Here is an 18,313-nt window from a genome sequence, read left to right as displayed (position 1 = left end):
CGACGAAGCCCGGCCGGGCTGAGCCTGGCCGGGCTTCGATGTGTGTGCCGAGGACTTATCGTGCCGCTTCGGCGACGAAGATCTCGACGCGACGGTTCATGGCGCGACCGGACGCGGTCGAGTTGTCGGCGATCGGCTGGCGCGAGCCGCGACCGTCGATCGCAATGCGCTGGGCGGACACGCCACGCATCACCAGATAGTCGCGGGTGGCGGCCGCACGATTGATCGACAGGGGGTCGTTCACCGCGTCTGAGCCGGTGCTGTCGGTATGGCCGATGATGGTCACGGTGGTCACCGGGTGCTGGTTCAGCGTGGTGGCCAGGCGGTCGAGCACCGGGCGCATGTTCGGCTTGATGTCGTAGCGACCCACATCGAAGGAGATGTCGGACGGGATGTCGACCTTGAGCTGGTTGTCGGCGGTCTGGCTGACGCCGATGCCGGTACCGGCGGTGGCCTGCTCCATCTCGGCCTTCTGCTTCTGCATGTTCTGCGACCACAGGTAACCACCCGCGGCGCCGAGCGCAGCGCCCACGGCAGCGCCGGTGGCGGCACTCTTGCCCTTGTTGCCGCCGGCCGTTGCCGCGCCGATCAGGCCGCCGGCAATCGCTCCGATACCTGCCCCCATGCCGGTGTCGCGCTGGGTTTCGGTCATGTTGGCGCAGCCGGACAGGCCGCCCATGGCGAGGGAAACTGCGGACAGGGTGATGATGATCTTTTTCATGTTGTTTGCCTCCATTGAGCTGCGGGTTCAAGGATTATGGCCGCGTTGCACCGTCACTCTAGCCCATCCGAGTGCAACAGAACATGACAACGGCGCCCGGGCGCGGGCCCGGGCAGCTCAGCTGCGCAGGGCGTTGAACAGGGCGAATCCGGCCCAGGTCATGAACAGCGAACCCGCGACATGCAGCAGGACGTGCGCGCCCAGCCAGCCGACCGCGCCGCGCTGCAGGAGGTGGAAGGCCTCGGCCGAGAAGGTCGAGAAGGTGGTCAGCCCACCGAGCAGGCCGGTGGTGAGCAGCAGCTTCATCGCCGGCTGCAGCGTCGGCCAGGCCTGGATCGCCGCCAGCGCCACCCCCATCAGCAGCCCGCCGAGCAGGTTCGCGACCAGCGTGCCGAGCGGCACGAGCGCGAACACCGGGTTGAGCCAGATGCCCAGCCCCCAGCGCAGCCAGGCGCCGCAGGCCGCGCCCACGCCCACGGCTGCGAATGCGGCGAGATTCATCGATCGTGCTCCTTGGTGGCGAGGGTGCTTGTGGTTCGTCGTGCGCGCCCTGCAGCCGGTTTCCGGCCCCGAGGAACGTCGGACAGCCTCGATTCTACCCACCCCCACCCCGGCATCCGAGCCCTGCGCGGCCGATCGGCTACAATTCCGGGTTACCGCTCACCGGCCAGTCGGCCGCTCATTCCGATTCCGCATTCCCGATGAAACCCGAAAAGACCTCTGCCGCCGAAGCCCCCGCCGCTGGAACCCCCCTCGCCTCCAACTTCATCCGCAACATCATCGACGAGGACATCCGCACGGCGAAATGGGGCGGCCGCGTCGAGACGCGCTTCCCGCCCGAGCCCAACGGCTACCTGCACTACGGCCACGCCAAGTCGATCTGCCTGAACTTCGGCCTGGCCGAATCCTACGGCGGCGTCTGCCACATGCGCTTCGACGACACCAACCCGGAGAAGGAAGAGCAGGAATACGTCGACGCCATCCTCGAGGCGGTGAAGTGGCTCGGCTTCGAGTGGGGCGAGCACCTGTACTTCGCCTCGGACTACTTCGACCGCATGCACGACTGCGCGGTGAGCCTGATCAAGGCCGGCAAGGCCTATGTCGACTCGCAGTCGGCCGAGGAAATGCGCGCCAACCGCGGCACGCTGACCGAGCCGGGCAAGAACAGCCCCTGGCGCGAGCGCAGCGTCGCGGAGAACCTCGAACTCTTCGCCCGCATGCGTGCCGGCGAGTTCGCCGAGGGCACGCACATCCTGCGCGCCAAGATCGACATGGCGAGCCCCAACATCAACCTGCGCGACCCGGCGATCTACCGCATCCGCCACGCCACCCACCATCGCACGGGCGACGCGTGGTGCATCTACCCGATGTACACCTTCGCCCACCCGATCGAGGACGCGATCGAGAACATCACCCATTCGGTGTGCACGCTCGAGTTCGAGGACCAGCGCCCGTTCTACGACTGGCTGCTCGACGCGCTCGCCACCGAGGGGCAGTTCCCGCGCCCGCTGCCGCAGCAGATCGAGTTCGCGCGCCTCAACCTGACCTACGTCGTGCTCTCCAAGCGCAAGCTGATCCAGCTCGTCAACGAAGGTCAAGTCGACGGCTGGGACGACCCGCGCCTGCCCACGCTGGTCGGCGCCCGCCGCCGCGGCTTCACCGCCGCTGGCTTCCGCCGCTTCGCCGAGCGCATCGGCGTGTCCAAGGCCGACTCGTGGATCGACATGAGCGTGCTGGAAGAGTGCATGCGCGACGACCTCAACGAGGCCGCCGAGCGCCGCGTGGCGGTGCTCGATCCGCTGAAGCTGGTCATCACCAACTACGCCGAGGGCGCCTCCGAGCTGTGCCAGGCGCCCAACCATCCGCTCAAGCCCGAGCTCGGCAAGCGCGACATGCCGTTCTCGCGCGAACTGTGGATCGAGCGCGAGGACTTCATGGAGGAGCCGGTCAAGGGCTTCCACCGCTTGTATCCGGGCAACATGGTGCGCCTGCGCTACGGCTTCGTGGTCAAGTGCACCGGCTGCGAGAAGGACGCCGACGGCAACATCACCGCGGTGCTCGCCGAGTACATGCCCGACTCCAAGTCCGGCACCCCCGGCGCCGACAACTACAAGGTCAAGGGCAACCTGCACTGGGTGTCGGTGGCGCACGGCTACGAGGCCGAGGTGCGCATCTACGACCGCCTGTTCGCCCACCCCCACCCCGGCCAGCGCCGCGAGGGCGACGCGCCGGACGCCGAGCGCGATTTCCTCGACGACATCAACCCGGACAGCAAGCGCACCATCACCGCCTACCTGGAGCCGGCCCTGAAGGACGCCCGGGCGGAGGACCGCTTCCAGTTCGAGCGCCACGGCTACTTCGTCGCCGACCGCGTCGACTCGCGGCCCGGCGCGCCGGTGTTCAACCGCACGGTCACGCTGAAGGATTCGTGGGCCAAGGGCGGGAAGTGATCGGGCGGGTGCGGGAGCGCCCTCAGAACTCGCCGCTCATGCCGAGGCGCACGTAGGCCCTTCACCAGTCGAAGAAGTCGATGTTGCTGCGGTTGTCGACCCAGCCCAGCTGCAGCCGGGGCGACATCCGCCAGAGGCGGAGGCGGCGGTTGACCAGGTCTGCATCGATCTCGGTGCTGCGCTCGGCCCGCGTGCGCCGGAAGAATGGATCGGCCGCGACGTAATGCGTCCAGCTCGTGCGCACACCGGTGCCGGTGATCCAGCCCCCCGCCCATTCACGCACGTACCACGCCGACAGCTGGGGCCGGTCGAAACTGTAGGCCGACTCCCGCGCCGCCATGCGGGTGAAGTGGCCGGCAAGCTCCCAGCGCCGGTCGGGTGCAGCGGCCAGCAGCAGGCGGGCGCTGGCCGTCGTCTGCCAGCCGTCGCGAAAGGGGTAGTCGGGATAATCCAGGGCGAGTGACCCGAGGCCGAGCTGCAGCGAGAGATCCGGGCGCAGCGGGCGAAACAGCGTCAGCGACACGACGGGCCCTGCATAGAGGGCCTCTTGCCGGTAACGCGCCCAGTGATGGCCTGCCTCCAGCGTCAGGGTGGCGTCGCTCAGGCGCAGGTGCCGGCCGGCCGTGGCCTGCAGGTAGCTGAAGTCGAACTCCCGGCCGCGGTGCTCGTCGTGCTGCAGGTGGGCACGCACGAACCAGAGCGGCGCCCCCGGAAGCGGCGCGCGACCGCCGAGCATCGCACGCCAGCCAAAGGACTGCCTGGCGCGGGCATCGGCATTCAGGCGATAGCTCACGCCGTCGATGATCACCTCCTCGTTGCTCGTCGCCTGGTTGGGATTGCTGTCGCTGACCAGGTCGAAGCTGAAGGAGAACGCGGGCAGTTCCTCGCGGATGCGGGCAAGGAGGTTCAGGACGTTGCGACGGACCGCATCCGGCAGGGGGTGGGCGAGCACCTGCTCGAAATGGTAGCGGGCGCCCTCGTTGTCGCCCGCCTGGGCGAGCACCCGGCCGAGTTCGAGCCGGGGGCGCAGCAGGCTCGGGTCGCGCGACAGCATCTGCCTGAAGACATCGGCCGCCTGCAGGGGACGCCCGAGCACCGACAGCAGCATGCCCTTCTCGAACAGCAGCTGCATGTTCGCGGGGTCGAGGCGCAGCTCGGCCTCCACGCCTGCGAGGCGCTCGGCGGCGGACGGCGCCGGCGCGGCGGCACAACCCGTCGCCGCGACGAGACACAGCAGCAAAAAAGCGGCCCGCAGGCCGCTCGTGCCGGGTGCGCGACACCTACCTGCGGCCACCGAATGCGCCCCCGTACACCTCCACGCCCGTGCCCCGCGTCTCGAACACGCCGCCGATCTCCTCCGCCTGCGGCCCGTAGAAGCGGCCGTCGGCCCGTCCGCTCATGCCGCCCACGGTTTCGATCTCGCCGCTGAAGGTGTTGGTGCCGGCAGCGTAACCGAGGGTGCCGGCGAGGTCGAGGCTGGGAGCCGGGGAACGGTCGATCAGGTCGGTCGTGATAAAGGTATTGCTGGTCGAGAATGCAAGGGTGCGCGCGCCGAAGTCCGCATCGACCCTCAGCGTGGCGGACGTCAGACTGGTGAGGCCCGTCGCGTCCGCATGGAATCCCGCCGCCATCCCCGTGTAGGTCGCGGTGCCGCTGCTCGGCACCGCCGAGACCGGTGTCGGCGCGCCCGCGCTGAATGCACCGATCCGCCCGCTGTCGGCATCGAACACGGTGTCCCACACGCCGAAGGTCTGGTAGTTCCAGCCCAGGGCGATCGGATCGGCAGCGAGGATCAGCTTGGTCTCGTCGGCACTGACTGCGGCGAGCAGGCCGCCCCCCAGATCCGCGAACAGGTCGCCATTCGCGGCAGAAAGGGAAACGCTCGAGAGCGGCGTCCGGATGGCGAGGAGATTGACCGCGCCGTCCGCATCGAGGCCCAGCGTCAGGCTCGAATCGGTCGCGACCGGGGACGCGGCGCCGACACCGGTCAGCAACTCCGTGTCGGGGTCATACGCATAGTCCGCCTCGCGGGTCATCGCAACCAGGGTCGACGTGGTGCCCGGCCTGAGCGCGGACCAGCTGGTGAAGCCATCGACGGTGACCGGCGTCGCCCCGCCACCTCCGCCACAGGCCGAAAGGCCCGCCGCGCAGACGAGCGGAACCAGTGTGTGCATTCGTCCCAGCATTTGAGTCTCCCCGAACTGAAATGACACCCCGGATCGCTACGCGCCGACGTCTATCCCCGGATTCGGCAAACATCGCCCCGACGCTCACCCCCCGTCCCCGGAAGCGCGGACCACAGGGCGACGATGAGCAACGAAGCCTTGTTCTCCGTAGCTTCCATTCAACATCCTAGCCCGCCTACCGGACCTTTTCCACGCGCCATCGACGGATGTTTGTCCACGATCAATGGCGCCAGGCACCGGGGCCGGAAACGCCCCCCTTGGGCGATCCTCGGAGCCCCGGAAAACGGCTGCCGCGCGACGTACGCGACGAGCCCGCAGCGCGGGTGCCGGATCGAGAGCCGGCGCCCGCGCTCCGGCCCCGCAGGCTTGGGCGCGGCTACTCGATGGGCGTATGCTTGCAAGCTGAACGCCAGCCCGATCGCTTCGGCCGCAGTGCGTGCATGATCCGATCGCTTCCCTGCCCTCACACCCCGTCCGCCCGCCGTCACGGAACGCCCTGCAACGACCATGAAACGTCTCCGCCGTCTGCTACTGCCCGTCATCGTCGTCGGCTTCGTCGGCGCAGGTGCCTGGTGGCTGACGCGCCCGCAACCCGTGGCGGTGACCGTGCACGAGGTCGGGCGCGGCCTGGTCGAGGCGACGCTGTCCAACACCCGCGCCGGCGAGATCGAAGCCTGCCAGCGCACCAAGATGGCGACCATCGTCGGCGGGCGCATCGAGTGGCTGGGGGTGAAGGAAGGCGACCGGGTCGAGGCCGGGCAGGTGCTGATGCGGCTGTGGCATGGGGACCTCGATGCACGGCGCGCGGTCAACCAGGCCCAGCTCGCCACCGCGCGCCAGCGCGTGCAGGAAGCCTGCACCGTGGCCGACAACGCCGAGCGCGAGGCGGCACGTCAGGCGCAACTGGTCAGACGCGGCTTCGTCTCCGCCAGCGCCGAGGAGAAGGCGCGCACCGAGGCCCGCGCGCGCCGCGCCGCCTGCGACACCGCGCGCGCCGACGTCGCCACCGCCCAGGCCCAGCTCACCGCCACCGAGACCGAGCGCCAGCGCCTGGTGCTGGTCGCCCCCTTCGCCGGCACCGTGGCCAAGATCAGCGGCGAGCTCGGCGAGATCTCCATCCCTTCGCCCCCCGGCGTGCCGACGCCGCCGGCGATCGACCTCATCGACGATTCCTGCCTGTACGTGAAGGCGCCGATGGACGAGATCGACGCACCGAAGATCCGCCCCGGCCAGCCGGTGCGGATCACGCTCGAGGCGATGGCGGGCAAGGTCTTCGAGGGCAGCGTCAAGCGCGTTGCGCCCTACATCACCGCGGTCGAGAAGCAGGCCCGCACCGTCGAGGTGGACGTCGACTTCCTGCGCCCGGACGAGGCCCGCGGCATGCTGGTCGGCTACAGCGCGGACGTCGAGATCGTGCTCGACAGCCGCCCGGACGTGCTGCGCATCCCGACCTCCGCGCTGCGCGAAGGCCAGCGCGTGCTGGTGGAGGAAAACGGCGTGCTGGCCGAGCGCAGCCTGCGCACCGGCCTGTCGAACTGGGAACAGACCGAGGTGATGGAAGGCCTGCAGGCCGGCGAGCGCATCGTCACCTCGCTCGAACGCGCGGGCGTCGCCCCCGGCGCGCGCGTCGGCGTCGAGTCCGTCGCCCGCTAGCGCACGGCCACGGGATCGCGGGCGCATCGAGGGAGACATGGCGCAGATCGAGCTCGACGGCATCGACCGCATCTTCCAGCTCGGCGACAGCCAGGTGCATGCGCTGCGCGACGTGGCGCTGCGCATCGAGGCCGGCGAATACGTCGCCGTGATGGGCCCCTCCGGCTCGGGCAAATCCACCCTGCTCAACCTGCTCGGCCTGCTCGACCGCCCCAACGCCGGCCACTACCGGCTCGAAGGGCGCGACGTCACCACCCTGTCCGCCGACGAGCAGGCCGCGGTGCGCAGCGCGCGCATCGGCTTCGTGTTCCAGAGCTTCCACCTCGTGCCGCGCCTGACCGCAGCCGAGAACGTCGCCCTGCCGCTGATGCTCGCCGGCATCCCGGCGCACGAGCGCGCCAGCCGCGTGGCCCGGGGGCTGCGGGATTTCGGCCTCGAAGGCCGTGCCCACCATCGCCCGGACGAACTCTCCGGCGGCCAGCGCCAGCGCGTGGCGATCGCACGCGCCACCATCATGCGCCCGGCGCTGCTGCTCGCCGACGAACCCACCGGCAACCTCGACCGCGCCACCGGGCAGGAGGTGACCGCCCTGCTCGAGGACCTCAACGCCGCCGGCATGACCCTGATCGTGGTCACCCACGACCCCACCATGGGCGAGCGCGCCCGCCGCCGGGTGCTGATGGAGGACGGCGCGATCCGCGAGGACCTGCGCCGCAGCCCGGAGCCGGCATGAGCCCCGCCGACACCCTGCGCTTCGCCAGCCGCGCCGCGCTCGGCTATCCGCTGCGCAGCGCGCTGATGGTGCTGGCGATGTCGATCGGCGTGGCCGCGGTGGTGATGCTGACCGCGCTCGGCGACGGCGCCCGCCGCTACGTGGTGGAGGAATTCTCCGCGCTCGGCGCCAACCTGCTGATCGTGCTCCCGGGGCGCACCGAGACCGGCGGCGTCAATCCGGGCAGTTTCGTCAGCAGCACGCCGCGCGACCTCACCAACGACGACGCCGCGGCCCTGCTGCGCCTGCCGCTGGTGCTGCGCGTCGCGCCGCTGACCGTGGGCAACTCCGAGATCTCGGTCGGCGGGCGCCTGCGCGAGGTGATGGTGGTCGGCACCAGCGCCGACTACCTCGACATCCGCGGCTTCGGGGTGGCCAGCGGCCAGTTCCTGCCGCGCGAGGACTTCGGCCGCGCCTCCGCGGTCGCGGTGATCGGCGAGACCATCCGCGCCGAACTGTTCGGCAACCAGAACGCCATCGGCCGCATGATCCGCCTCGGCGACCACCGCCTGCGCGTGATCGGCACCATGGGGCCGGCCGGCCGCGGCCTGGGCATGAACTCGGACGAGCTGGTGCTGGTGCCGGTCGCCACCGCGCAGGCCATGTTCAACACCGGCGCGCTGTTTCGCATCATGGTCGAGACCCGCGGCCGCGAGGCGCTGGCACCGGCCCAGCGCCAGCTCGAGGAGCTGCTGAAGGCGCGCCGCGACGGCGAGTTCGACTTCACCGTGATCACCCAGGATGCGGTGCTCGGCACCTTCGACCGCATCCTCGGCGCGCTGACCCTGGGGGTGGCAGGCATCGCCGCGATCAGCCTCGCGGTGGCCGGGATCCTGGTCATGAACGTGATGCTGGTGGCGGTGACCCAGCGCACCGGCGAGATCGGCCTGCTGAAGGCGCTCGGCGCCAGCGGCCATTCGATCCGCCTCGCCTTCCTGACCGAGGCCGGGCTGCTGTCGCTGGCCGGCGCGCTCGCCGGCTTCGCGCTCGGCCATGGCGGGGCGTGGGCGATCCGCCTCGCCTTCCCCGTCCTGCCCGCCTGGCCGCCCGACTGGGCGGTGGCCGCGGCGGTAGGCACGGCGCTGGGGACCGGCCTGCTGTTCGGGGTGATGCCGGCGCGCCGCGCCGCCGCGCTCGATCCGGTGCAGGCCTTGATGAAGCGCTGAGTGCCATGATCTGGGGCGACTTCCTCCATCTGGCCCTGCGCTCGCTGACCGCGCACCGCCTGCGCAGCGCGCTGACGCTGGGCGGCATCGCGGTCGGCATCGCCGCGGTGATCCTCCTGACCTCGATCGGCGAAGGCCTGCACCGCTTCGTGCTGCAGGAGTTCGGCCAGTTCGGCACCAACGTCATCGAGATCACGCCCGGCCGCCAGGGCGCCCGCGGCGGGCCGCCCGGCCTGCCGTCCACCGCACGCGAGCTCACCCTCGACGATGCGGCGGCGCTGGCGCGGCTGCCGCATGTGCGCCACGTCACCGGCAACGTCAGCGGCAACGCCGAGATCCGCGCCAACGGCCGCGTCCGGCGCACGATGGTGCTGGGCGTCGGCCCCGACATGCATGCGGTGTACGCGATGCGCGTGCGCGTCGGCCAGTTCCTGCCGCCGGACGACGGCGACAGCCCGCGCGCCTTCGTGGTGCTCGGCCCCAAGCTCAAGCGCGAGCTGTTCGATGCCGGCAATGCGCTCGGCGAACGGGTGCAGATCGGCGACGAGCGCTACCGGGTGATCGGCATCATGGAGGAGAAAGGCCAGTTCCTCGGCATCGACCTCGACGACACCGCCTTCATCCCCAGCGCGCGCGGCCTGGCGCTGTTCAAGCGCGACGGGCTGATGGAGATCGGCCTCGACTACGAGGAGCAGGTCCCCGCCGCGCGCGTGGTCGAGCTGATCAGGCACAGCCTGGTCGCCCGCCACGGCCGCGAGGATTTCACCATCCGCACCCAGGAAGACATGCTCGCCACGCTGTCGAACATCCTCGACATCCTCACCGCCGCGGTCGGTGCGCTGGGCGGCATCTCGCTGCTGGTGGGCGGGGTCGGCATCGTCACCATCATGACCATCGCCGTGGCGGAACGCACCAACGAGATCGGCCTGCTGGTCGCGCTCGGTGCCCGCCGGCGGACCATCCTGGCGCTGTTCCTCGGCGAGGCGGTCATGCTCGCCGGCCTAGGCGGTGCGCTCGGGCTGGCGATCGGCGCCGGGCTTGCCCAGCTCGCCGGCCTGCTGGTGCCGGCGATGCCGGTGGCCACGCCCTGGCACTTCGTGCTGATCGCCGAACTGCTCGCGCTCGCCATCGGCCTGCTCGCCGGCGTCCTGCCCGCACGGCGCGCGGCGGCGCTGGACGCGGTCGAGGCGCTGCGCGCGGAGTGAGCGCGGGCGTGCATGCACGGCCATGCGGCGGCGTTGGACGAGGTCGAAGACAACACCGTTGCAAGAACGCAACTGCCCGAAAAACGTTGACCTGGGTCAACGTTCATTCACCTTGGCGAGCAGATTTCTGCCGAAAAGCTAGATTGAAATCAAGTTCAGCGTGAAATCAATCACGCGCCGATGCAGAAATTTCCGTACCGCAAAGCAAAACCCGAGGAGACCATCATGTGCACGTTCGACGCCCCCATCGCCCGCTGTGAAGCCATGCAACAAATGGTGCTGCTGGACGAAACCCGCAAGGAATGCGCCTTCGAACATGGCTGTCCGCCGGGTCAGGTGTGCCCGCTCGCCGGGTGCTTCGCCCGCCGCAGCGGCCTGTACGAAACCCACCCCGAAATCGGCGCCCACGGCCAGCCGCGCACGCATGCCACGCTGCACTGAATCGCCCACAAGACGGGGCGCATCGCGTCAGGAAGGAGAAGCCCCGGAAACGGTTTCAGGAACCTGAAGCAGGAGAAGCGGTCATTTTCCCATAAGCAGAACTTGGGGCGCCCCGCACAACGCGGTCGGCGCCCGTTCTTTCGGGGAGACGACCATGACGCGATCCTGCCGGGGTGAGGCGTGCTGGCCAGCATAGGCCTGATCGTCCTCGCGATGTCGATCGCGGGGCCGCTCGCCGGGCGGGTGGGCCAGCGCGCGGGCTGGCTGCTGGCACTCGCGCCGCTGGCGGCCTTCATCCATTTCCTGCTGCAGATGCCGCTGGTCGCCGGCGGCGGCGTGGTGGTGCAGACGCTGGCCTGGGTGCCGGCACTCGAGGTCGGGCTGACGCTGCGCCTCGATGGTCTGTCCTTGCTGTTCGCGCTGCTGATCACCGGCATCGGCACGCTGATCGTGCTCTACGCCGGCGCCTACCTGTCCGGGCACCATCACCTCGGTCGCTTCCACGCCTACCTGCTCGGCTTCATGGCCGCAATGCTCGGCCTGGTGCTGGCCAACGACATGATCGCGATGTTCGTGTTCTGGGAGCTGACCAGCGTCAGCTCCTTCCTGCTCATCGCCTTCCAGCACGACAAGCCGGAATCGCGCCGCGCCGCACTGCAGGCGCTGCTGATCACCGGCGGCGGCGGGCTGGCCCTGCTCGCCGGGCTGATCCTGCTCGGCAGCGTGGGCGGGAGCTGGCAGTTCTCCGGGCTATCGGCGCCGGCGATCGCCGAACACGCGCTGTACCCGGCGATCCTCGCCCTGGTGCTGGCCGGCGCCTTCACCAAGTCGGCGCAGCTGCCCTTCCACCTCTGGCTGCCGAACGCGATGGCGGCGCCCACCCCGGTTTCGGCCTACCTGCACTCGGCGACCATGGTGAAGGCCGGCGTGTACCTGCTCGCCCGCCTCAACCCGGCGCTCGGCGAGTCGATCGCCTGGAGCACGATCCTGATCACCGTCGGCGCCGCCACCGCGCTCGTGGGGGCCGTGCTGGCGATCCGCCAGACCGACCTCAAGCGCGTGCTCGCCTACACCACGGTCACCGTGCTCGGCCAGCTCACCATGCTGCTCGGCACCAACACCCACTACGGCCTGCAGGCCTTCGCGATCTACCTGGTGGCGCACGCGTTCTACAAGGCGGCGCTGTTCATGGCGGTGGGCGCGGTCGACCACGCCACCGGCACGCGCCAGATCGCGCTGCTCGGCGGGCTGATCCGCCACATGCCGCTCACCGGCTTCGCGGTCGCGCTGGCGGCGTTCTCCAACGCCGGCCTGCCGCCCTTCTTCGGCTTCATCGCCAAGGAGTTCAAGTACGCCGGCCTGATCGAGCTCGGCCTCGCGGGCTGGATCACCACCGCGGTGATGATCCTCACCAACGCGCTGCTGCTCGCCGCCGCCGGCCTCGTCTTCGTGCGCGCCTTCCTCGGCAGGGAGGGTCGCTATCCCCACCGGCCGCACGAGGTGAGCCTGCCGATGTGGATCGGGCCGATGCTGCTGGCGATCGGCGGCTTCGTCTTCGGCGCCTTCAACAACCTCGCCGAGGTATGGCTGATCGACGCCGCGGTGCAGGCGGTGTCGCGCACCGCGGTGCCGGTACACCTCTACCTGTGGGGCGGCGTCACACCGGCGCTGGTCGCCAGCCTGCTGACCGTCGCCCTCGGCGTGCTGTTCTACCTGCAGCGCACCCGGCTGCGGCGCCGATTGTCGCTTTGGCGGGTGCTGTGGCGGGTGAGCGGCGACATGATCTGGGATCGCCTGCTCAAGCGCATCTTCGCCTTCGCCACCCGCGTCGCCGACCGCTTCCAGCACGGCTCGCTGCGCCAGCACATCAGCTGGCTGGTGCTGGCGATCGCCGGCTTCGCGCTGATCGGCATCGTCGCCTCGACCTCGGATGACCTCGTCTGGCCCGAGGTGACCAGCCCGGTCAACCTCGCCGCCGTGCTCGGCTGCCTGCTCGCGGTGGCGGGTGCGGCCGCGGCGGCGACCATGCCGGGACGGGTGGCGCTGGTGGCCACGCTGGGTGCGAGCGGGCTGGGCATGGCGATGATCTTCCTCGCCGCGCGCGCGCCCGATGTCGCGATCACCCAGCTGATGGTGGAGACGCTGACCGTGATCTTCCTCGCCCTGGTGCTGCGCCGCCTGCCGCCGACCCGGCTGGTGGGCTCGCGCAAGCCGGCGGCGCGGCGCTTCCACGCACTGGTCGCGATCGTGCTCGGCGGGGTGGTCACGGCGATGATGCTGATGACGGTGAGCCAGCCGCTGCCCGGCGACATCGCGCGCTGGTACCTCGACAACAGCCTGCCCGGTGGCAAGGGCGCCAACGTGGTCAATGTGATCCTGGTGGATTTCCGCGCGCTCGATACGCTGGGTGAGATCCTCGTCGTCGGCCTCGCCGGGCTGGCTGCGGCGACGCTGCTCGGTGGCGACGAAGCCGGCCGGCGCGCGCGGGCGGGGGCGCGCGCGGGCAGCGCCGACTTCGGCTCGGTGCTGCTGCGCCAGGCCATCCTGCCGCTGTCCGGGCTGCTGGCGGTGGTGTCGCTGGTGCTGCTGTGGCGCGGTCACAACCTGCCCGGCGGCGGCTTCATCGGCGGCCTGGTGGCGGCCAGCGCCACGGTGCTGCTGGCGCTGGCCTTCGGCGTCGAGCGTGCGCGGGCGGTACTGCGGGTGTCGCCGGTCGTGATGCTCGCAGCGGGGCTCGCGCTGGCGGCGGGCGCTGGCGTGGTCGGCCTGGTGCAGGGCGAGGCCTTCCTCACCGGCAACTGGGTCTTCCCGGGCGGGCTGGCGCTGGGCACGCCGCTGCTGTTCGACGTCGGCGTGTTCCTCACCGTGCTCGGCGCGGTGCTGCACATGCTGCTGCGGCTGATCGAGCGGGAGGCCTGAACATGGAAATCATCGTCGCCGTCACGGTCGGCCTGCTGGTAACAATCGGCATCTGGATGCTGCTCGACCGCGGCCTGCTGCGGGTGGTGCTGGGCATCGTGGTCCTCGGCAACGGGGTGAACCTGGCGGTGTTCTCCGCCGGGCGGCTGGACGGGCGCGCCGCGGCCTTCGTCACCGAGGGGGGCGCCCCGGCGCTCGCCGCCAATCCGCTGCCGCAGGCGCTGGTGCTGACCGCGATCGTGATCGGCTTCGCGCTGTTCGTGTTCGCGCTCGCGGTGCTCAAGCGCAGCTTCGAACTCCACGGCAACGTCGAGACCGACCGCATCACCGCGGTGGCCGAGGAGCCGGCGCCGGACCTGCCCGCGCCTGCAAAGTCCGTGACGCCCACATCCGGCGATTCGGCGGCGATGCAGGCGGCGGGTACGTCTCGCGCGCCTGGCGCTTTGCCGGCCACGCCGCCGTCCGCTGCCAAGGCCGAGCGCCACGGCGCCGCAGCGGGAGGCCACGCATGAACGCGCTGATCGTCTCCCCGCTGCTGATCCCGCTCGCCACCCTGGTGGCGACCTTGCTCGCGCGCCGCTCGCCGCGCCTGGTCACGGCGCTCAGCCTGACCGGCGCACTCGCGCTCACCGCGGCCGGCCTGGTTCTGGTGGGCCTGGCCGCGCAGGGGCAGATCCTCGCCACCCAGGCCGGCGGCTGGGCCGCGCCCTACGGCATCACGCTGGTGATCGACCGCCTGTCGGCGGCGATGGTCGCCATCACCGGCATCGTCGGCACCGCCACCCTCGTGTTCGCGCTCGCGCGCGACGAGGACCCGGCGCGCGGGCCGGATTTCCACCCGCTGGTGCACGGCCTGCTGGTCGGCGTGTGCGGCGCCTTCATCACCGGCGACGTGTTCAACCTCTACGTCTGGTTCGAGGTGCTGCTGGTCGGTTCCTTCGCGCTGCTGGTGCTCGGCGGCGGCAGGCGCCGGCTGGCGGGCACGGTGGTCTACGTGGTGCTCAACCTGGTGGCGACGATGATGTTCCTGCTCGCCGCCGGCATGCTCTACGGCGCCAGCGGCAGCCTCAACATGGCGCTGCTGGCCCAGGCCTTCGCCGCCGGCGAGGTGCCGGCCACCGCGCACGCATCCGTGGTGCTGATGCTGACCGCGTTCTCGATCAAGGCCGCGCTGTTCCCGGTGTTCGGCTGGCTGCCGGCCTCCTACCACGTCGCGTGGACGCCGGTGTCGGCGCTGTTCGCCGGCCTGCTGACCAAGGTCGGGGTGTATGCGCTGATCCGCCTGGTCACGCTGTTCTGGCCGGACGCGGGCATCGCCCACGAGGTACTGCTGTGGGTGGCGTGCGCGACCATGTTGATCGGCGTGCTCGGCGCCGCGGCCCAGGTCGAGGTGCGGCGCATCCTGTCCTTCCACATCGTCAGCCAGGTCGGCTACATGATCCTGGGGCTGGCGCTGGCCACCCCGCTCGCGCTCGCCGGCGCGGTCTTCTACCTGATCCACCACATCGTGGTGAAGGCCAACCTGTTCTTCATCGGCGGCATCGCCGCGCGCCTGACCGGCTCCGAGCGGCTGGCGGCGATGGGCGGACTGTACGCGCGCGCACCCTGGCTGGCGATCCTGTTCGCGATCCCGGCGCTGTCGCTGGCGGGCATCCCGCCCTTGTCGGGCTTCTGGGCCAAGTTCGTGCTGGTGAAGGCGAGCCTGGACGCGAGCGCCTGGATCGCCGCGGCGGTGGCGCTGGTGACCGGCCTGTTCACGCTGCTGTCGATGAGCAAGATCTGGAACGAGGCCTTCCTCAAGCCGCATCCGGCCGGCGACGCGGGCGGACGCAGCGGCGAGGGGCTGCGGCCGGGGCTGTGGGCGGTCGGCGCGCTCGCGGCACTGACGGTGGCGATCGGCCTCGGCGCCGGGCCGGTGATGGACTACGCGGTGGCCGCCGCCGAACAGCTCGGCGCGCCCGACGCCTACATCGCCGCGGTCACCGCCGGCGGAGGGCGCTGAACATGCTCGGACTGCACATCCTGCTCGCGGTCGGCCTGGCCGCCTTCGCCGGCGCGGCGAGCCCGCTCGGCGTCGCCGCTGCCTTCCTCGTCATCTATGGCGCGCTGCGCCTGGCGCGGCAGCTGCTCGGCATCGAGCGCTACCTGCGCCGGCTCGAGCTCGGCGTCGCATTCGCCATCTGGTTCCTGGGCGAGATCTTCCGCGCCAGCCTCGACGTCGCGCGCATCGTGCTCGCGCGCGACGTCGCCCCCCAGCCGGCGGTGATCGCACTGCGCCTGCACCGGCCGGGCGACCGCTTCGCCACCGTGCTCGGCGGCCTGCTCACCCTCACCCCCGGCACCATGGCGCTCGACTACCGGCCGCAGACGGGCGTGATGTACATCCACGCGCTCGACGCCGGCAGCGCCGAAAGCGTCGAAGCCGGCGTGCGCGCGATCGAGCGTCGGCTGCTGCGCTGGCTGGATGCGGGGAGCACGCCGGCCACCGAACGCACCGACGGAGGAACGAACCCATGAACGCCGAGATCGCCGGCGCGGCCTGGGTGCTGCCGCTGACCTTCGCGGCGCTGGGCCTGAGCGCGGCGCTGGTCCTGATCCGCCTGATCCGCGGCCCGCGCGCGGTCGACCGGGTGGTGGCGATCGACGCGCTGACCATGATCGCGATCGCCGCGATCGCCCTGTTCGCCCTCGCCACCGGCGAGCCGATGCTGCTCGACGCGGCGGTGGTGCTGGCGCTGATGTCCTTCCTCGGCACCGCCGCCTTCATCCTGCTCTTCCGCCGCCGCGGCCGCGGGCCGGACGAGGCGGTGACGTGGAAGGACAAGGCGCCCGCCGGCGGCGAGACGCTGGCCATGGCACCGGGCCGGGAGGAGCGGCGATGAGCGCGCTCCTCCCCTGGCTGTCATCGGCCCTGTTGCTGCTCGGCAGCCTGCTCGGCCTGATCGGCGCGATCGGGGTGCTGCGCCTGCCCGACAGCTATACCCGCATGCATGCGGCGAGCAAGGCGGGCGCACTCGGCACGGCGCTGATCCTGGTCGGCACCGCGGCGGCGAGCGAAGGCGCCTTCGCGCTCGCCGCGCTGTTCGCCGCAGGCGTGCTGCTCGCCACCGCCCCGCTGGCCGCCCACGCCATGGCACGCGCCGCGCACCGGGCGGGGATCACGCCGGTGACGGGGCCGCTCGGGGACGCGCTTGCAGAGGCAGAAGGCGATGGCGAGGATGCGCCGCTGCGCACTTGATTGGCGTATAGGGCGAAGGTAGCGGATCCGCCAGGGACACGCGGGGTGTTCCTGAAGGCGCGAGGACTGTCCGAGCCCGAAGGGCGAGTTCCGCAGCACCGGAAGGAATACCCCGTGCGCGTCCTCGCAGCCAGCCACAGAGCCGAGAAGGTTTCCGTTTTGACGAACTCGAGGCGCGCAATACAACTCCGCACCGTTCGCCCCACCCCGCTCACCCGAACCGCTCGTCCTCGCGCAGGTAACGCCACTGCCCGAGCGGAAGTTCTCCCAGCTTCACCCGGCCGATGCGCACCCGCTTCAGCCCGACCACCTTCAACCCCACCAGCTCGCACATGCGGCGGATCTGGCGCTTGCGGCCCTCGCGCAGCACGAAGCGCAGCTGGTCGTCGTTGATCCACTCCACCTGCGCCGGGCGCAGCGGGCGGTCGTCCAGCCACAGGCCGTGGTTCAGCAGCGCCAGGCCGTTCTCGGCCAGGGTGCCTTCGACGCGGACGATGTACTCCTTGTCGATCGCGGAATCCTCGCCGATCAGCTGGCGCGCGACGCGGCCGTCCTGGGTCAGCACCAGCAGGCCGGTGGAGTCGATGTCCAGCCGGCCGGCGGGGGCGAGATTCTTCAACTGACTGGGGTGGAAGCGCTGCGCGCTGTCGCGGTCGAACTGGTTGTCGGCGCCGATCAGGCTGACCGCGGGCGCATAGCCCGGCTCGGGCTGGCCGGAGACGTAGCCGACCGGCTTGTGCAGCAGGATGGTGACGCGCTGCTGCTGCGTGCGGGTGGCCTCGGGGGCGAGCGTCACGCGCGCCTCGGGGTCGATGCGCACGCCGAGCTCGGACACGCGCTTGCCGTCGACGAAGACCCAGCCGCGCTCGATGAACTCGTCGGCCTCGCGCCGCGAGCAGATGCCGCGCTCGGCCATGACCTTGGACAGGCGCACGCCCTCGGGCGGTACCGCGTCGTCCATGCGCGGCGGACGCGGTGCGGCCGCGGGAGCGGCGCGCGCTGCGTCGGTCTTCCGGCGCGCCGGCGCCGGGCGCGGTGCCTCGGGGACATTGCGGTCCGCGGCCCTGCGCGGCGCATCCGCGCTTCGGCGCTCCGGCGTTGCGCGCGGCGCCTCCGGCCGGTCGCGATTCGGGGACCTGCGCGCCGCGTCCGGCTTCCTGCGCTCCTCGCCGCCGCGCTGCGGGCGCTCGCCGGCCTCCGGCCTGCGACCGCGTTCGCCGCGTTCGCCGCCCGCGGCGCGCGGGCGGCCACGTCCGGACGGCGTCGGTTCGCGCCCTGCAGCGGCCGGCTCACGCGCCGGGCGCCCTTGCGGCGGGGCCTTGTCGGCGCGCGGCGCAGCGGGCGTGCGCTCGGGCTCGCGCTCCTCGCCGGAAACGGAAGCGTCCGCCTCCGCGGTGTCCCGCACACGCAGCTTGAGCGTGCCGCTGATGCGCGAAGGCGTGGGCTTGGGCGGATTACGGCGGGTGGTGTTCACGAGCGTCCCCTGGCTGATCAAGGCCGCATTATCGCCCAAACCCGTCGCCCAAACCCGTCCTCCAGGCCCCCACCCGCTCACCCGTCCC

At 71.1% G+C, this 18,313-nt stretch carries 17 protein-coding genes; 12 read left to right on the top strand and 5 right to left on the bottom strand.

The genetic code is table 11. The annotated features are described in order from the left end of the window. Positions 1–55 precede the first annotated feature (55 nt). Together CKCBHOJB_RS03625 and crcB are read right to left on the bottom strand one after the other, a co-directional pair. Positions 56–721 carry an OmpA family protein gene (locus tag CKCBHOJB_RS03625; protein WP_281050674.1) on the bottom strand — a complete coding sequence of 222 codons (666 nt, stop codon included), beginning with the start codon at positions 719–721 and terminating at the stop codon, positions 56–58. Positions 722–838: 117 nt separating this feature from the next. Continuing rightward, a complete protein-coding gene (crcB, locus tag CKCBHOJB_RS03620) occupies positions 839–1,222 on the bottom strand; it encodes a fluoride efflux transporter CrcB (protein WP_281050673.1) in 384 nt (127 codons plus the stop codon). A 200-nt stretch (positions 1,223–1,422) separates the two neighbouring features. On the opposite strand from crcB, the gene CKCBHOJB_RS03615 reads away from it, so the two are divergent. Further along, positions 1,423–3,171, top strand: a complete 1,749-nt coding sequence (locus CKCBHOJB_RS03615) for a glutamine--tRNA ligase/YqeY domain fusion protein (RefSeq protein ID WP_281050672.1) — start codon at positions 1,423–1,425, stop codon at positions 3,169–3,171. A 61-nt stretch (positions 3,172–3,232) separates the two neighbouring features. Here CKCBHOJB_RS03615 and CKCBHOJB_RS03610 read toward each other — a convergent pair whose 3' ends face one another. Both CKCBHOJB_RS03610 and CKCBHOJB_RS03605 read right to left on the bottom strand, forming a co-directional pair. Next, positions 3,233–4,411 carry a porin family protein gene (locus tag CKCBHOJB_RS03610; RefSeq protein ID WP_281050671.1) on the bottom strand — a complete coding sequence of 393 codons (1,179 nt, stop codon included), beginning with the start codon at positions 4,409–4,411 and terminating at the stop codon, positions 3,233–3,235. A 40-nt stretch (positions 4,412–4,451) separates the two neighbouring features. After that, a complete protein-coding gene (locus tag CKCBHOJB_RS03605; RefSeq protein ID WP_281050670.1) occupies positions 4,452–5,345 on the bottom strand; it encodes a transferrin-binding protein-like solute binding protein in 894 nt (297 codons plus the stop codon). 519 nt (positions 5,346–5,864) lie between these two features. Here CKCBHOJB_RS03605 and CKCBHOJB_RS03600 point away from each other — a divergent pair. The 11 genes from CKCBHOJB_RS03600 (at position 5,865) to mnhG (ending at position 16,751) form a co-directional block, all read left to right on the top strand. After that, positions 5,865–7,010, top strand: a complete 1,146-nt coding sequence (locus CKCBHOJB_RS03600; RefSeq protein ID WP_281050669.1) for an efflux RND transporter periplasmic adaptor subunit — start codon at positions 5,865–5,867, stop codon at positions 7,008–7,010. Positions 7,011–7,047: 37 nt separating this feature from the next. Beyond that, the gene (locus CKCBHOJB_RS03595; RefSeq protein WP_281050668.1) at positions 7,048–7,743 is read left to right on the top strand and encodes an ABC transporter ATP-binding protein; all 696 of its coding nucleotides are present in this window, start codon (positions 7,048–7,050) and stop codon (positions 7,741–7,743) included. Next, the gene (locus CKCBHOJB_RS03590) at positions 7,740–8,948 is read left to right on the top strand and encodes an ABC transporter permease (protein ID WP_281050667.1); all 1,209 of its coding nucleotides are present in this window, start codon (positions 7,740–7,742) and stop codon (positions 8,946–8,948) included. Before CKCBHOJB_RS03595 ends, CKCBHOJB_RS03590 begins: the two co-directional genes overlap by 4 nt. A 5-nt stretch (positions 8,949–8,953) precedes the next feature. Further along, positions 8,954–10,153: an ABC transporter permease gene (locus tag CKCBHOJB_RS03585; protein WP_281050666.1), complete on the top strand. Its 1,200-nt coding sequence runs from the start codon at positions 8,954–8,956 to the stop codon at positions 10,151–10,153. 225 nt (positions 10,154–10,378) lie between these two features. Continuing rightward, a complete protein-coding gene (locus CKCBHOJB_RS03580; RefSeq protein WP_281051604.1) occupies positions 10,379–10,594 on the top strand; it encodes a hypothetical protein in 216 nt (71 codons plus the stop codon). A 180-nt stretch (positions 10,595–10,774) separates the two neighbouring features. Next, positions 10,775–13,513 (top strand): hydrogen gas-evolving membrane-bound hydrogenase subunit E, encoded by a 2,739-nt coding sequence (gene mbhE, locus CKCBHOJB_RS03575; RefSeq protein WP_281050665.1) that lies wholly within the window; start codon positions 10,775–10,777, stop codon positions 13,511–13,513. A 2-nt stretch (positions 13,514–13,515) separates the two neighbouring features. Then, positions 13,516–14,025 (top strand): sodium:proton antiporter, encoded by a 510-nt coding sequence (locus tag CKCBHOJB_RS03570; RefSeq protein WP_281050664.1) that lies wholly within the window; start codon positions 13,516–13,518, stop codon positions 14,023–14,025. Next, positions 14,022–15,515 (top strand): proton-conducting transporter membrane subunit, encoded by a 1,494-nt coding sequence (locus CKCBHOJB_RS03565; protein ID WP_281050663.1) that lies wholly within the window; start codon positions 14,022–14,024, stop codon positions 15,513–15,515. Before CKCBHOJB_RS03570 ends, CKCBHOJB_RS03565 begins: the two co-directional genes overlap by 4 nt. 2 nt (positions 15,516–15,517) lie before the next feature. Then, complete coding sequence (locus CKCBHOJB_RS03560) at positions 15,518–16,030, top strand: Na+/H+ antiporter subunit E (protein ID WP_281050662.1); 513 nt, start codon at positions 15,518–15,520, stop codon at positions 16,028–16,030. Beyond that, a complete protein-coding gene (locus CKCBHOJB_RS03555) occupies positions 16,027–16,395 on the top strand; it encodes a monovalent cation/H+ antiporter complex subunit F (protein ID WP_281050661.1) in 369 nt (122 codons plus the stop codon). The genes CKCBHOJB_RS03560 and CKCBHOJB_RS03555 overlap by 4 nt, the downstream gene beginning before the upstream one ends. Beyond that, positions 16,392–16,751 (top strand): monovalent cation/H(+) antiporter subunit G, encoded by a 360-nt coding sequence (mnhG, locus tag CKCBHOJB_RS03550; RefSeq protein ID WP_281050660.1) that lies wholly within the window; start codon positions 16,392–16,394, stop codon positions 16,749–16,751. The genes CKCBHOJB_RS03555 and mnhG overlap by 4 nt, the downstream gene beginning before the upstream one ends. A 211-nt stretch (positions 16,752–16,962) precedes the next feature. Here the strand turns inward: mnhG and CKCBHOJB_RS03545 are convergent, their stop codons facing one another. Further along, positions 16,963–18,225, bottom strand: coding sequence for a pseudouridine synthase (locus CKCBHOJB_RS03545; protein ID WP_281050659.1), 1,263 nt, complete (start codon positions 18,223–18,225; stop codon positions 16,963–16,965). Between the last annotated feature and the right edge of the window lie 88 nt (positions 18,226–18,313).

Source organism: Thauera sp. GDN1 (assembly GCF_029223545.1).
Lineage (GTDB): Bacteria > Pseudomonadota > Gammaproteobacteria > Burkholderiales > Rhodocyclaceae > Thauera.
The sequence above is the reverse complement of the archived record's forward strand: the minus strand, read 5'-3'. Positions and strand labels throughout refer to the sequence as shown.